At 70.9% G+C, this 14,244-nt stretch carries 13 protein-coding genes; 6 read left to right on the top strand and 7 right to left on the bottom strand.

What is annotated here, in order from left to right; translation table 11 throughout:
- The first annotated feature begins 8 nt into the window (after positions 1–8).
- The 4 genes from ABZ342_RS11930 to pgl are packed head-to-tail and all read left to right on the top strand — an operon-like array spanning position 9 to position 4,925.
- Positions 9–1,631, top strand: coding sequence for a glucose-6-phosphate isomerase (locus ABZ342_RS11930; RefSeq protein WP_360471756.1), 1,623 nt, complete (start codon positions 9–11; stop codon positions 1,629–1,631).
- Positions 1,628–3,151 (top strand): glucose-6-phosphate dehydrogenase, encoded by a 1,524-nt coding sequence (gene zwf / locus ABZ342_RS11925; protein WP_155542495.1) that lies wholly within the window; start codon positions 1,628–1,630, stop codon positions 3,149–3,151. Before ABZ342_RS11930 ends, zwf begins: the two co-directional genes overlap by 4 nt.
- A complete protein-coding gene (opcA, locus tag ABZ342_RS11920; protein ID WP_360471753.1) occupies positions 3,148–4,149 on the top strand; it encodes a glucose-6-phosphate dehydrogenase assembly protein OpcA in 1,002 nt (333 codons plus the stop codon). Before zwf ends, opcA begins: the two co-directional genes overlap by 4 nt.
- A complete protein-coding gene (gene pgl / locus ABZ342_RS11915) occupies positions 4,146–4,925 on the top strand; it encodes a 6-phosphogluconolactonase (RefSeq protein ID WP_360471751.1) in 780 nt (259 codons plus the stop codon). Before opcA ends, pgl begins: the two co-directional genes overlap by 4 nt.
- 120 nt (positions 4,926–5,045) lie before the next feature.
- Here pgl and ABZ342_RS11910 read toward each other — a convergent pair whose 3' ends face one another.
- The gene (locus ABZ342_RS11910) at positions 5,046–5,609 is read right to left on the bottom strand and encodes a helix-turn-helix domain-containing protein (RefSeq protein ID WP_360471748.1); all 564 of its coding nucleotides are present in this window, start codon (positions 5,607–5,609) and stop codon (positions 5,046–5,048) included.
- 125 nt (positions 5,610–5,734) lie between these two features.
- On the opposite strand from ABZ342_RS11910, the gene ABZ342_RS11905 reads away from it, so the two are divergent.
- On the top strand, positions 5,735–6,826 hold the full coding sequence (locus tag ABZ342_RS11905; RefSeq protein WP_360471745.1) for an NAD(P)/FAD-dependent oxidoreductase: 1,092 nt from the start codon (positions 5,735–5,737) through the stop codon (positions 6,824–6,826).
- 291 nt (positions 6,827–7,117) lie between these two features.
- The gene (locus ABZ342_RS11900; protein WP_196425280.1) at positions 7,118–8,317 is read left to right on the top strand and encodes a histidine kinase; all 1,200 of its coding nucleotides are present in this window, start codon (positions 7,118–7,120) and stop codon (positions 8,315–8,317) included.
- 495 nt (positions 8,318–8,812) lie between these two features.
- Here the strand turns inward: ABZ342_RS11900 and ABZ342_RS11895 are convergent, their stop codons facing one another.
- The 6 genes from ABZ342_RS11895 to ABZ342_RS11870 form a co-directional block, all read right to left on the bottom strand.
- Positions 8,813–9,157 carry an RNA polymerase-binding protein RbpA gene (locus ABZ342_RS11895; RefSeq protein ID WP_086671261.1) on the bottom strand — a complete coding sequence of 115 codons (345 nt, stop codon included), beginning with the start codon at positions 9,155–9,157 and terminating at the stop codon, positions 8,813–8,815.
- A 107-nt stretch (positions 9,158–9,264) separates the two neighbouring features.
- Complete coding sequence (secG, locus tag ABZ342_RS11890; RefSeq protein WP_086845181.1) at positions 9,265–9,495, bottom strand: preprotein translocase subunit SecG; 231 nt, start codon at positions 9,493–9,495, stop codon at positions 9,265–9,267.
- Between the two features lie 127 nt (positions 9,496–9,622).
- Entirely contained in the window at positions 9,623–10,408 is a 786-nt protein-coding gene (gene tpiA / locus ABZ342_RS11885; RefSeq protein ID WP_155542490.1) for a triose-phosphate isomerase, read from the bottom strand.
- A complete protein-coding gene (locus tag ABZ342_RS11880) occupies positions 10,408–11,622 on the bottom strand; it encodes a phosphoglycerate kinase (protein ID WP_360471741.1) in 1,215 nt (404 codons plus the stop codon). The genes tpiA and ABZ342_RS11880 overlap by 1 nt, the downstream gene beginning before the upstream one ends.
- Positions 11,623–11,626: 4 nt before the next feature.
- Entirely contained in the window at positions 11,627–12,631 is a 1,005-nt protein-coding gene (gene gap / locus ABZ342_RS11875) for a type I glyceraldehyde-3-phosphate dehydrogenase (protein WP_155542488.1), read from the bottom strand.
- Positions 12,632–13,028: 397 nt separating this feature from the next.
- Positions 13,029–14,210 (bottom strand): winged helix DNA-binding domain-containing protein, encoded by a 1,182-nt coding sequence (locus ABZ342_RS11870; RefSeq protein ID WP_360471738.1) that lies wholly within the window; start codon positions 14,208–14,210, stop codon positions 13,029–13,031.
- Between the last annotated feature and the right edge of the window lie 34 nt (positions 14,211–14,244).

The raw sequence follows: 14,244 nt of genomic DNA, 5'->3' as shown, positions 1-14,244 counted from the left end.
AGCACGTCATGACGACAGGGGAAAAGACCGGCGTCGAGATCGTGGACGCCGAACTGGCGGAGCGCGCCGCGCCGCTGGCCGAGCGGCTGGTCACCGACCAGGCCGCGTCGAGGCTGGCGGCGCAGGACCCCACGCTGTGGGGACCGGACGCCGAGTCCGAGGCGTCGATCCGGCTTTCGTGGACGACGCTGCACAAGTCGTCCCGGCCGCTGATCGGCGAGATCGAGGCGCTGCGGACCGAACTGCGGTCCGAGGGTGTCGACCGCGTGGTGCTCGCCGGCATGGGCGGCTCGTCGCTCGCGCCGGAGGTCATCACCGGCACCGACGGCGTCGCGCTGACCGTGCTCGACACGACCGACCCCGGCCAGGTCGCCGACGCGCTGGCCGGCGACCTCGAGCGCACGGTGATCGTGGTGTCGTCGAAGTCGGGCGGCACCGTCGAGACCGACAGCCACCGGCGGATCTTCGCGAAGGCGTTCACCGACGCGGGGATCGACGCGGCGCGGCGGATCGTGGTCGTCACCGACCCGGGCTCGCCGTTCCAGGAACTGTCCGAAAAGGAGGGTTACCGCAAGACCTTCCTCGCCGACCCGCACGTCGGCGGCCGTTACTCGGCGCTGACCGCGTTCGGGCTCGTCCCGGCCGGTCTCGCCGGCGCGGACGTCGCCCGGCTGCTCGACCAGGCCGCCTCGGTGGCCGAAGAGCTCGGCGCGGACTCGGTCGACAACCCGGCGGTCAAGCTGGCCGCCGCGTGGGCCGCCGCGCACGAAGCGGGCGCCGAGAAGGTCGTGCTGGCCGACTCCGGTTCCGGCATCAAGGGCTTCCCCGACTGGGCGGAGCAGCTGATCGCGGAGTCCACCGGCAAGCAGGGCACCGGGTTGCTGCCGGTCGCCGTCGAAGGCACCGAGGCGCCCGGCTTCGCCGACGCGAAGTCCGATGCCACGGCGGTCACCGTCGGCCCGGCGAAGGGGGCGGCGAAGCTCGCCGTCACCGGTTCGCTCGGTGCGCAGATGCTGCTCTGGGAGTTCGCGACGGCGCTGGCCGGGCGGCTGCTCGGGATCAACCCGTTCGACCAGCCCGACGTCGAAGCGGCCAAGAAGGCGGCCCGCGCGCTGCTGGACGACCCGGAGAAGCTGAAGGGCGGCGAGGAACCGTCCAACGTGGACGGTCCGGTCGAGATCTTCGGCAGCGACGGGGTTTCCACCGACGGCAGCCTGACCGACGTGCTGCGCGCGTTCTTCGCGTCGGCGCCCGACAAGGGCTACATCGCGGTGCAGGCCTACCTCGACCGCCTCGACGACGCGTCGACGGCGCTGCTGCGCGGCGAGATCGCCAAGCGCACCGGCCTGCAGACGACGTTCGGCTGGGGACCGCGGTTCCTGCACTCCACCGGCCAGTACCACAAGGGCGGGCACCAGAACGGCGTGTTCCTGCAGCTCACCGGCGCCGTCGAGCAGGACCTCGACGTGCCGGAGCGGCCGTACACCCTCGGCCAGCTGCAGCACGCGCAGGCCCTGGGCGACGGGCAGGTGCTCGCCGAGCACGGCCGCCCGGTGCTGCGCCTGCACCTGACCGACCGGGCCGCGGGGCTCGCGGCGGTCGTCCGCGCGGTACAGGAGGGGGACGCATGACCTGGACCAATCCGCTGCGCGATCCGCGGGACAAGCGGCTCCCGCGCATCGCCGGGCCGTCCAGCCTGGTGATCTTCGGGGTCACCGGCGACCTGGCCCGCAAGAAGCTGATGCCCGCCATCTACGACCTGGCCAACCGCGGGCTGCTGCCCGCCGGCTTCTCGCTCGTCGGGTTCGCCCGCCGCGACTGGGAGCACCAGGACTTCGGCGAGCTGGTGCACGACTCGGTCAAGGCGCACGCGCGCACGCCGTTCAAGGAGTCGGTGTGGAACCGGCTCGCCGAAGGCATCCGGTTCGTGCAGGGCACCTTCGACGACGACGACGCCTTCGACCGGCTCGCGCAGACGGTCAAGGACCTCGACAAGGAACGCGGCACCGGCGGCAACACGGCGTTCTACCTGTCGATCCCGCCCGGCGCGTTCCCGGTGGTGACCAAGCAGCTGGCCCGATCCGGGCTGGCCAACGCGGACGAGAACACCTGGCGCCGCGTCGTCATCGAGAAGCCATTCGGCCACGACCTGAAGAGCGCCGAAGAGCTGAACGCGATCGTCAACGACGTCTTCCCCGAGGAGTCGGTGTTCCGCATCGACCACTACCTCGGCAAGGAGACGGTGCAGAACATCCTGGCGCTGCGCTTCGCGAACCAGCTGTTCGAGCCGATCTGGAACGCCAACTACGTCGACCACGTGCAGATCACCATGGCCGAGGACATCGGCCTCGGCGGGCGCGCGGGGTACTACGACGGCATCGGCGCGGCCCGCGACGTCATCCAGAACCACCTGCTGCAACTGCTGGCCTTCACCGCGATGGAGGAGCCGGTCTCGTTCGAGCCGCGGGCCCTGCGCGCGGAGAAGATCAAGGTGCTGTCGGCGACGGGCCCGGTCGGGCCGCTGAGCAAGACGACCGCGCGCGGCCAGTACGCGGGCGGCTGGCAGGGCGGCATGAAGGTGCCCGGCCTGCTGGAGGAAGAGGGCTTCGCGAAGGACTCGAAGACCGAGACCTACGCCGCGGTGACCCTGGAGGTGCAGAGCCGCCGCTGGGCCGGGGTGCCGTTCTACCTGCGCACCGGCAAGCGGCTCGGCCGCCGCGTCACCGAGATCGCCGTCGTGTTCAAGCGGGCGCCGCACCTGCCGTTCGACTCGACGTCGACCGAGGAGCTGGGGCAGAACGCCCTGGTCATCCGGGTCCAGCCGGACGAGGGCATCACGCTGCGGTTCGGTTCGAAGGTGCCGGGGACCACGATGGAGGTCCGCGACGTCACGATGGACTTCGGCTACGGGCACGCGTTCACCGAGTCCTCCCCCGAGGCCTACGAGCGCCTGATCCTCGACGTCCTGCTCGGCGAGCCGTCGCTGTTCCCGGTCAACGAAGAGGTCGAGCTCTCCTGGAAGATCCTCGACCCGATCCTGGAGGCCTGGGCCAAGGAAGGGTCGCCGGAGCAGTACCCGCCGGGCACCTGGGGCCCGCCGTCCGCCGACGAAATGCTGGAGCGCACCGGCCGGAAATGGAGGCGCCCGTGATCATCGACCTGCCGTCCACCACGACTTCGGCACTGAACAAGAAGCTGGTGGAGATCCGCGAACAGGGCGGGCAAGTCGCGCTCGGGCGGGTGCTGACGCTGGTGATCGTGGCCGACGACGACTCCAAGCTCGAGGAGGCCATCGAGGCGGCGAACGGCGCGAGCCGCGAGCACCCGTCGCGGGTGATCGTGGTCGCCAAGGGCGCCCGCACCGCGGCGCCGCGCATCGACGGCCAGATCCGGGTCGGCGGCGACGCCGGCGCGAGCGAGGTCATCGTGCTGCGGCTCTACGGCCCGCTGGTGGCCCAGGGCCAGAGCGCCGTCGTGCCGCTGCTGCTGCCCGACGCGCCGATCGTGTGCTGGTGGCCCAGCGCCGGCCCGAAGGACCCGGACAAGGACCCGCTCGGTGAGCTGGCCCAGCGCCGGATCACCGACTCGGCCGCGGAGAAGAGCCCGGTCAAGGCGCTGACCACGCGGGCGAAGGCCTATACGGCCGGCGACACCGACCTGGCCTGGACGCGGCTGACGCACTGGCGCGCCCAGCTCGTCTCCGCGCTGGACCTGCCGCCGTACGAGAAGATCACCGGCGCGACCGTGACCGGCGAGGCCGACTCGCCGTCGACCGAGCTGCTGGCCGCGTGGCTGGCCGAGTACCTGAAGGTGCCGGTCAAGCGGGTCAAGAGCTCGGGCGCGGCCGGGATCATCTCGGTGACGCTGGACCGGCGTTCGGGCGCGGTGGAGCTGCACCGGCCGGACGGGCGCGTCGGCACGCTGACCCAGCCGGGCCAGCCGACCCGGCGGATCGCCCTGCAGCGGCGCAGCACCCAGGACTGCCTGGTCGAGGAGCTGCGGCGGCTCGACCCGGACGAGGTCTACGAGGCGGCGCTGCACGGCCTGGGCAAGATCACGTCCGGCAGCAACGGCAAGACGGGCGCGCCGGCCAAGGCCGACGTCACGTCTCCCGCGGCCGCGGGCGCGTCCGCCAAGGCGAAGAAATGAGCAAGACCGAGGTCGTCGTCTACGCGAACCAGGACCTCCTGGCCGCCGCGGCGGCGGCCCGGCTGGTCACGCGGCTGGTGGACGTCCAGGCGGCCAAGGGGACGGCGTCGCTGGTGCTCACCGGCGGCGGCACGGGAATCGCGGTGCTCTCTGAGCTGCGGGCCTCCTCGGCCCGTGACGCGATCGACTGGTCCCGCCTGGACATCTACTGGGGCGACGAGCGGTTCGTCCCGGCGGATTCGGACGAGCGGAACGAGAAGCAGGCCCGCGAGGCACTGCTGGACCACGTGCCGCTGGACCCGAAGCGGGTGCACGCGATCGCCGCGTCGGACGGCGAATTCGGCGACGACGTGGACGCGGCGGCCGAGGCCTACGCGGAAGTGCTGGCGTCGAACGCGGGCCCGGAGGACCACGGCGACGTGCCGTCGTTCGACATCATGCTGCTGGGTCTGGGCGGTGAAGGGCACACGGCATCGGTGTTCCCGGAGTCCCCGGCGGTGTACGAGACCGAGAGGTCGGTGGTGGCGGTGCGCAACTGCCCCAAGCCGCCGCCGACCCGGGTTTCGCTGACGCTGCCGGCGATCCGGCGGGCCCAGGACGTGTGGCTGATGACGGCGGGTTCCGCGAAGGCCGACGCGGTGGCGCTGGCCTTGGCGGGGGCCGGTGAGGTTCAGCTGCCGGTCGCCGGGGCCCGCGGGCATCGGCGGACGCTGTGGCTGCTGGACCGTGCGGCCGCCGGGAAGCTGACGAAGGTTTATCAGCCGCCCACGGCTTAGGTTTCGGTGGTTGGTGAAGGCCCTCTGCTTCGGCAGGGGGCCTTCACGGCTTTCGGGCGCCGGAACTGTCGGGGGTCGCCGGTAGCGTGGAAAACGGGGGCTGCTCAGGCGGCTTTCGCCTCACTTCACCCGCCAGCCCCGACCCAGGTTGCCGAAGATCTCCTCCGCGGCCCGTCTCGGGTTCTCGTCGGCCACGATCAGCTCCCGCGACGCCAGCGCGAACCGCGCCAGCGCCGCGCACGACACGTCGCCCTCCGGGGCTTCCATCTCCTCCGCGATCGCGCGGGCGAGCGCCGTCTCGTGGCGCATCCACATGCGGCGGCCGTAGTCGCGCAGGGTCGGGGTGCTCTCGATCAGCCGGACGAACTCGTCGCTCGGGCCGCCGTCCGCGCTGTCGCGCAGCATGTGCTCCCGCAGCGCGTCCACGATCGTGTGCCCCGGCGGCCGGCCGCGCACCGCCAGGACCAGCGCCGCCTCGATGTCGTCGTCCTGGTCGAACAGCAGCGCTTCCTTGCTGGGGAAGTACTTGAACAGCGTCGTCACCGAGACGTCGGCGGCATCCGCGACGTCCTTCACGCCGACCTCGTCGTAGCCGCGTTCGAGGAACAGCTCCAGCGCCGCGTCGGCCAGCGCTTGCCGGGTCTGCGCCTTCTTGCGCTCGCGGCGCCCGATCACTTCGGTCATGACCCCAGCCTACGTGATGGTGGACTCACTTCAAAAGTTGAGTCGTTGCACTTTTTGAGTCACTGTGCTTTTCTGGATCCAGGCCGCCGGACCAGCCGGCGGCACCGAACTTCCAGGGGGAAGCCATGAACTCCATCGCGATCGTCGGCGCCGGGCTGGGCGGACTCGCCTGTGCCCGCGTCCTGCAGCTCCACGGCCTCGACGTCACCGTTTTCGAACAGGAAGCCTCGGCCGATGCCCGGACCCAAGGCGGCACGCTCGACCTCCACGGCGACACCGGCCAGGTCGCCCTGCGCACCGCCGGCCTGTACGAGCAGTTCCGGGAGCTGGCCCGCCCTGAGGGTCAGCAGATGCGCGCCGTCGACCCGCGCACCGGCGACGTCGTCATGGACGAGGTCCCCGCCGAAGGCGACGACTTCCGTCCCGAGATCGACCGCGGCCAGCTCCGCGGACTCCTGCTCGGCTCCCTGGAACCCGGCACGGTTCGGTGGGGACATCCGATCACCGAGGTCACCAAGGCCGGCCGCCTGACCTTCGCCGACGGCACCGCCCGCGACTTCGACCTGGTCGTCGGCGCGGACGGCGCGTGGTCCCGGGTCCGCCGGGCGCTCACCGGCGTCCGGCCCGAGTACAGCGGGGTCACGTTCGTCGAGCTCGGTCTCGACGACGCCGACCGCCGTCACCCGGACCTGGCCGCGCTGACCGGCCAGGGAACGATGATGACGAAGATCGACGGGAAAGCGCTCGTCGCGCAGCGCAACAGCAATGGCCACATCCGCTGCTACGCCGTCTTCTACGCACCCGAAGACTGGGCCGCCGGCCTCGACTTCGCCGACACCGCGGCGGTGCGCGCGCACCTGCTGGAGCGCTTCGCCGGCTGGCACCCGAGCCTGCTCGGCTTCCTGCACGACCTCGACGGCGGGTTCACCCACCGGCCGCTGCACGTCCTCCCGGTGCCGCACGCCTGGACCTGCACGTCCGGGCTCACGCTCCTCGGCGACGCCGCGCACCTGATGCCGCCGCTGGGCGTCGGCGCCAACCTCGCCCTGCTGGACGGCACCGAGCTCGCCACCGCGCTGGCCACCGCCCCGAGCGTCGGCGAAGCCGTCCGGATCTACGAGACCGGGATGCTGCCGCGGTCGATCGAGACGGCGAAGGCCTGCGCCACCGGCCTGCACGATCTGCTCAGCGACGACCTCAGGTCGATGGCGGCGTGACGACCTATCGCCGGACGGCCACACGTGGGTAACATGATTCCCACGATGTGGTCGTCCCGGTGCACAGCGGGGAGCAGCTCCCCGACTCTCGGTAGCACCCCTCCGCGGCTATCGCCCGGACGGAGTAGTCGACTACGGAATTCGGCCGCCGCAACTCCGGCAACGGGTGAAACTTACCGTCTTCGTACGCCACCTCGTTAGCATCCGCACATTTGTCCGTTGCTGCGCGTCCCGATCGGGCCCTGAGCACCTCTCACCAACAAGTCCACAAGACGAATGGGGTCGCCAGCGATGAGTACAGAGGGACTCTCGATTCCAGGCATCTCGATCGCCGGCTCGGGGCCATCGGCCGCCGAGCGGGCGCGCAAGCGCGGGTTGAGCCTGTTCGGCTCGGTGCCGCGCCCCGCTGTGGTCACGTTCGCCATCGACGCGGCCGCGGTCATCCTGGCCGTGCTCGACGTGTGGCTGGTGATCCCGGAGAAGGCCCAGCCCTATTCGATCTGGCTCTCCGGCGCCGCCTGCCTCGCGGTGGTGTTCCGCCGGAAGTTCCCGTTCCTCGCCGTGCTCGTCGCGGTCCCCGGCTTCCTGGCCGGCTGGGCGCAGCTGGCGTCGATGATCACGCTCGGCATGCTCGCCACCCGCCGTCAGCTGCACTGGCAGGTGTGGGTCGGCGCGGCGCTGGTGTGGTGCTGCCGGTTCGTGCAGTGGCCGTTGGAGGACTTCGCCGAGCTCAGCTGGCGCGAACACATCCTCGACGGCATCTACGGCGTGCTCGTCGCGGGCATGCCGATCGCGATCGGCCTGCTCATCGGAGCGCGGGCCGAGGTTTCGAACAAGCTCGCCGAGCTGGCCACGAGCCGCGACCGCGAGCGCCGCTTCCACGCCGACGCCGTCCGCGCCGAAGAGCGCGCACGCCTGGCGCGCGAGATGCACGACGTCGTCTCGCACCAGATCACGCTGATCGCGATGCAGGCCGGCGCGCTGCAGGCCCAGACCACCGACGACCACGCGCTGGAGACCGCGCAGGTCATCCGGACGCTGTCGAAGCGGACGCTCGAGGAGCTGCGTTCGCTGCTGAGCGTGCTGCGCACGGGTGCCGACGACGAGGGTCCGCGCCCCGGGATCAACGACCTCGACCGGCTGATCCGGACGTCGGAGGTCCCGGTGCACCTGTCGGTGGAGCACCTGCCGGAGGCCCTGCCGAACCAGGTGTCGGCGGCGGCGTACCGGACGGTGCAGGAGTGCTTGACGAACGTCCACAAGCACGCCCCGGGCGCGACGGCGACGATCCGCATCCAGGGTGAGCACGGAGCGCTCAAGATCGAGGTCCGCAACGAGCGCGCTCGCCGGACGGCGGAGTCGCTGCCGTCGGGCGGGCACGGGCTGACGGGGCTGGCCGAGCGGGCCCGGCTGCTGGGCGGGAGTTTCGAGACGTCCGGCATGGAGGACGGTGGGTTCCGGGTTCGGGCCCGCTACCCGCTGGACCGCTGAGGACGCCCTCCGGCCCCCGGTATCCATTTTATCGGCGGCCACCGACGATTTCGGATTCGCAGGGCCGCGAGCGGCGGATTTCGGACCATTACGGCCGGAATTCGCCGCTCGCGGCTTTCTCGCGCCGGAATTGTCGGTGCCCGCCGGTAGCGTGGAAATCGGGGGGCGGCGGCCCAACCGGACGCGAGCGGGAACGCTTGCGCGCGCACTTCGACCATCGGCCCGCGTATCCGGAGAGTCCGACTGCGTACCCCGGACGGTCGGCCCACGTACATGGCAGGTCGGCTCGTGTACCGGGACGGTCGACACGCGTGCCTGGATGGTCGACACGCGTGATTGAAGGGCCGACACACGTGATTGGAGGGTCGACACTGCGTGCTGCGTCGTGTCGACCCTCGGATCACGTGTGTTGACTGTCGGATCACGGCGGGAGGGTGGGTGGGCGCGCGAAAAGCCACCCCGAGGAGTCCCGGGGTGGCTTTTGGCCGGCAACGCTTAGATGATCTCCCGGCGCTGGCGCAGGCGCTCGAGGGCTTCGGCCAGGATGGCCTCGCCGTCGGCGTCGCTGCGTCGCTCCTTCACGTACGCCAGGTGCGTCTTGTAGGGCTCGGTCCGCGGTGCGGCCGGTGGGTTCTTTTCGTCCTGCCCGCCCGGGAGCCCGCAGCGGGGGCAGTCCCACTCGTCGGGGATCTCCGCGTCGAGCGCGAACGACGGCCGGGCTTCGTGGCCGTTGGCGCACCAGTAACCCACCCGGCGCCGGGGCGCCGATTCACCTCGTTCCGATTCGCCTGTAGGACCGGCACCCACCCGGGTGCCTCGAATCGCGTTACCGCCAACCATGAATCCTCACACCTAGGAATCGGCGGCGCGCCCCCCAATAGGCACGCCGAATCACTGCGCCCTGCCGCCGGAATCCGGTCGCGATCGGCGGTGGGGCGCCGGACGCCTCACACCTTGAGCAGCAGACCCAGGCCCACGATGCTGATCAGCCACACCGCGCCCAGCAGCAGGGTGATGCGGTCGAGGTTCTTCTCGGCCACGCTCGACCCGGCCAGGCTCGACTGCATCCCGCCGCCGAACAGCGACGACAGGCCACCGCCCCGGCCCCGGTGCAGCAGCACCGCGACCACCAGGAAGACGCTGGTGACGATCAACAGGATTTGCAGGAACAGCTTCATGTCATCCCTTGGGCTCTAGGTGAATGCAGGGGTACGGCATGGTCGTTTCCGACCACCACCGTACCCCTGGACTCGTCCACTGCTGTGTGACGGACCGGATACACAGGCTACCCGGTCGTGGCCCCGATCAGGGCAGCGGCCCGCCCGCGGCGAGTGCGCAGAGTTTCGTGAACTCCTCGCCGTCCAGGCTCGCTCCGCCGACCAGGGCACCGTCGATGTTCTCGCAGCCCACCAGCTCGCTGATGTTGCCCGACTTCACCGATCCCCCGTAGAGCACCCGGACGGACGAAGCGATCTCGTCGCCGTACTTCTCCTGGAGGGTGGCGCGGATGGCCTTGCAGACCTCTTCGGCGTCGGCCGAGGAGGCGACCTTGCCGGTGCCGATCGCCCAGACCGGCTCGTACGCGACGACGACGTCCTTGACCTGCTCGGCCTTGAGGCCCTTCAGCCCGTCGATCAGCTGCGTCGTGGTGTGGTGGATGTGCTCGCCGGCCTCGCGGACCTCGAGCTTCTCCCCGATGCAGAGGATCGGCGTGATGCCGTGCTTGAGCGCGGCCTTGACCTTCTTGTTGACCAGCTCGTCGGTCTCGGCGTGGTACTCGCGCCGCTCCGAGTGCCCGACGGTGACGAACTTGCAGCCCAGCTTCGCCAGCATCAGGCCCGAGATGTCCCCGGTGTAGGCGCCGGAGTCGTGCGGCGAGAGGTCCTGGGCGCCGTAGGTGAGCGACAGCTTGTCGCCGTCGACCAGGGTCTGCACGCTGCGGATGTCGGTGAACGGCGGCAGCACCGCCACGTCGACCTTCGCGTAGTACTTCTCCGGCAGGGCGAAGGCGATCTTCTGGACGAGCGCGATCGCCTCGAGGTGGTTCAGGTTCATCTTCCAGTTGCCGGCGATGAACGGCTTGCGTGCCACTAGTTCTTCTCCTCCAGGGCGACCACGCCCGGCAGTTCCTTGCCCTCGAGGTACTCCAGGGAGGCACCGCCGCCGGTGGAGATGTGCGAGAAGCCGTCTTCGGGCAGGCCCAGCTGCCGGACCGCGGCGGCCGAGTCGCCGCCGCCGACCACGGTGAACGCGTCGCTCTTCACGAGCGCCTCCGCGACGGCGCGGGTGCCGCCGGAGAACGCCTCGAACTCGAACACGCCCATCGGGCCGTTCCAGAACACGGTCTTGGCGTCGGCCAGCTTGCCCGCGAACAGCTCACGGGTCTCCGGGCCGATGTCGAGACCTTCGCGGTCGGCCGGGATCGCGGTGGCGGCGACGACCTCGTGCTCGGCATCGGCCGCGAACCCCGTCGCGGCCAGGACGTCCACCGGCAGGACCAGTTCGACGCCGCGCTTCTCGGCCTCGGCGAGGAAGCCCTTCACCTGGTCGAGCTGGTCGGCCTGCAGCAGCGAGTTGCCGACCTCGTGGCCCTGGGCCTTGAGGAAGGTGTACGCCATGCCGCCGCCGATGAGCAGCCGGTCGACCTTGGTGAGCAGGTTCGCGATGACGCCGAGCTTGTCGGACACCTTCGCGCCGCCGAGCACGACCACGTAGGGCCGCTGCACGTCGTCGGTCAGCTTCTTCAGCACGTCCAGCTCGGCCAGCACCAGGCCACCCGCGTACGCCGGGAGCACCGAAGCGACCTCGTAGACCGAGGCCTGCTTGCGGTGGACGACACCGAAGCCGTCGGAGACGAACGCGCCGCCCGGCACGAGCGCGGCCAGCTCGGCGGCCAGCTCGGAGCGGTCCACGGCGTCCTTGCTGGTCTCGCGCGCGTCGAAGCGCACGTTCTCCAGCAGGACGACACCGCCGTCGGCCAGGCCGCCGGTCAGCGCCTTCGCGGACTCGCCGACCAGGTCACCGGCCAGCGCGACCTCGGCGCCGAGCAGCTCGGAAAGCCGCTTGGCGACGGGAGCGAGGGTGTACTTCGGGTCCGGCTCGCCCTTGGGGCGGCCGAGGTGCGCGGTGACGACGACCTTCGCGCCCGCGTCGGCGAGCTTCTTGATCGTCGGCAGGGCCGCGCGGACCCGGCCGTCGTCGGTGATGCGGTCCCCGTCGAGCGGGACGTTCAGGTCGGAACGCACGAGTACGTAGCGGCCCTGAACGCCCTCGCCCAGCAGGTCGTCGAGGTTCTTGACGCTCATCGGGTCAGGAGAGCTTCGAACCGATGAGCTTCGCCAGGTCGGCGAGGCGGTTGGAGTAGCCCCACTCGTTGTCGTACCAGCCCACGACCTTGACCTGGTTGCCGATGACCTTGGTCAGCGGCGCGTCGTAGATGCAGGACGCCGGGTCGGTGACGATGTCCGAGGAGACGATCGGGTCGTCGCTGTAGCGCAGGATGCCGGCCAGCGGGCCGTCGGCGGCGGCCTTGTAGGCGGCGTTGATCTCCTCGACCGTGGCGGCCTTGGAGAGCGTCACGGTGAGGTCGGTGGCCGAGCCGGTCGGGATCGGGACCCGCAGCGCGTAGCCGTCCAGCTTGCCCTGCAGCTCCGGCAGGACGAGGCCGATGGCCTTGGCGGCGCCGGTCGAGGTCGGGACGACGTTCACGGCGGCGGCCCGGGCGCGGCGCAGGTCCTTGTGCGGGGCGTCCTGCAGGTTCTGGTCCTGCGTGTAGGCGTGGACCGTGGTCATCAGGCCCTGCTCGATGCCGAAGGCGTCGTGGAGGACCTTGGCCAGCGGGCCGAGGCAGTTGGTGGTGCAGGAGGCGTTGGAGATGATGACCTGCGAGCCGTCGTACTTGTCGTCGTTGACGCCGAGGACGACGGTCAGGTCCTCGCCCTTGGCGGGCGCGGAGATGATGACCTTCTTCGCCCCGCCGGCGATGTGCGCCTTGGCGGCGTCGGCGTTCGTGAAGAAGCCGGTCGACTCGAGGACGACGTCCACGCCCAGGTCGCCCCAGGGCAGGTTGGCCGGGTCGCGCTCGGCGAGGGCCTTGATGGTCTTGCCGTCGACGACGATGCCCTCGTCGCTGACGCTGACCTCACCCGGGAACCGGCCCAGGATGGAGTCGTACTTCAGCAGGTGGGCCATGGTGGCGACGTCGCCGAGGTCGTTGAAGGCGACGACCTCGATGTCGTGGCCGCTGGCCTGCACGGCGCGGAAGAAGTTGCGGCCGATGCGGCCGAAGCCGTTGACACCTACGCGAACGGTCACTGCTGCCACTCCTCTGAGGATCGGCCGGGAGTCCCGGCCGTGACTTGCGGGCTCGCGGCCACCCTAGCGTGCGGGCATGCGCGTCCCTGACTGCCCTGACGAGACTTCCACCACTTGGCGAACGGGTCAAGAATCGATTAAGAAGCCGGGGCCTCCCGAGGGGTCTTCTTAACGTGATCGACACCTGGACCACGGCGGACCGCCGAGGCCCGCGGTTCGGCGGTTCCGCCTGGAAGCGCCCGGTGCGGACGACGTGACCGCAACGAGGCCGACAGGACTCTGGACCGATTCAGTCGATCTTGCGAAAACCCGGTTTCCGGACGCTGTCCGAAGCCGGTTTCCGGACGGCCGCGAGCGGACGTGAGGTCGATGACTCGACCGATCCAGCCGGGGAGCTTCACCCGGTCAGCTCCCGTTCCAGCGGCGTCCGGAACCGCGGCACCGCCCGGACCTCCCCGTACCACCCGGCGCACCGCTCCGCCTCCGCTTCGGCCAGCGCCTTCCCCTCCGCGCCCACGTCCTCCAGCAGCCGGAACGCGATCTCGCCCGAGCGTCGCTGGGCCCAGCCGCCGACCACGCGACCGTCCAGCCAGATCGTCGGGCCGACGTTGCCGCTGCGGTCGAACAGCGCCGGGCGGTGCGGCCCGAGGTACCAGTCGCGCTCCTGCCAGCCCATCGGCGTCGGGTCCAGCGCCGGCAGGAACGCCACCCATGGCGCTGGCTCGGGCACGGACGCGACGTCGTCCGGCAGCACGACTCCGGGCACCCCGTCGAGGTCGGCCTCCACCGGCGACAACGCGGAAAGGGCCTTCTTCGTCTGCCCCGCCGTCCAGCCCGTCCACCACCGCAGGTCCGCCGCGGGCGCCGGGCCGTACGCGCGCAGCCAGCGCCGGGCCAGCTCGACCCGCGCCTCCTCCGCGTCCCACCGGAGCAACCCGGGCGCCCAGGAATCCAGCGGGTGCCAGACGTACTGGCTGCTGGTCCAGCTCCCCCGCGGCCGGCCCCGCACGATCCGGCCGCCGGCGGCCAGCAGGAACAACACCCGGCTGGTGACGTTCCCGATCGCCTCGTACGGCTTCCCCGCCGCCATCAGCAGCTGCTGCCGCAGCCGTGGCTCGTCCTCGCTGAGCTGCTGCGCCGTCGCCGAGCCGCGGGCCCGCAGCGCCGCCTCGACCGACGCTTCGACGTCCAGGAGCCACTTCCCCGGCTCCGGCACGTTCTCCGGGTGCCCCTGCCGGCCCAGGTGCTGCTCCAGCAGCTTCCGCTGCTTGACCTCGATGTCCGCGGAACACCCGGCCTGCACGAGCGCCGCGGTGTCCAGCCCGGTGACGAACACCGTGCGGCGCATGCCGAGCAGCCGTAGCAGCGTGCGGTCGTCGTACAACGCCCGCTCCACCGCAGCGATCGCCGGGGACGCGAGCCGCGCGCACGCCGAAAGGTGGACCGTCGCCGGGTCGGTGGCGTGCAGGGCCACGACGCCGGCCACGGCGTCCTCCACCGTGGCCGCGGGCGCGGCGAGGTGGTGCCGGACGGCGAGGCGGGCCCGGCGTTGCGCGGTGCTGATCTTGAGTGGAGGCACCCGCTGTTGATACCACCGGGCACCGACAAAAACG

The sequence above is a fragment of the Amycolatopsis sp. NPDC005961 genome, assembly GCF_040629235.1.
Taxonomy (GTDB): Bacteria; Actinomycetota; Actinomycetes; order Mycobacteriales; family Pseudonocardiaceae; genus Amycolatopsis; species Amycolatopsis camponoti.
The sequence above is the reverse complement of the archived record's forward strand: the minus strand, read 5'-3'. Positions and strand labels throughout refer to the sequence as shown.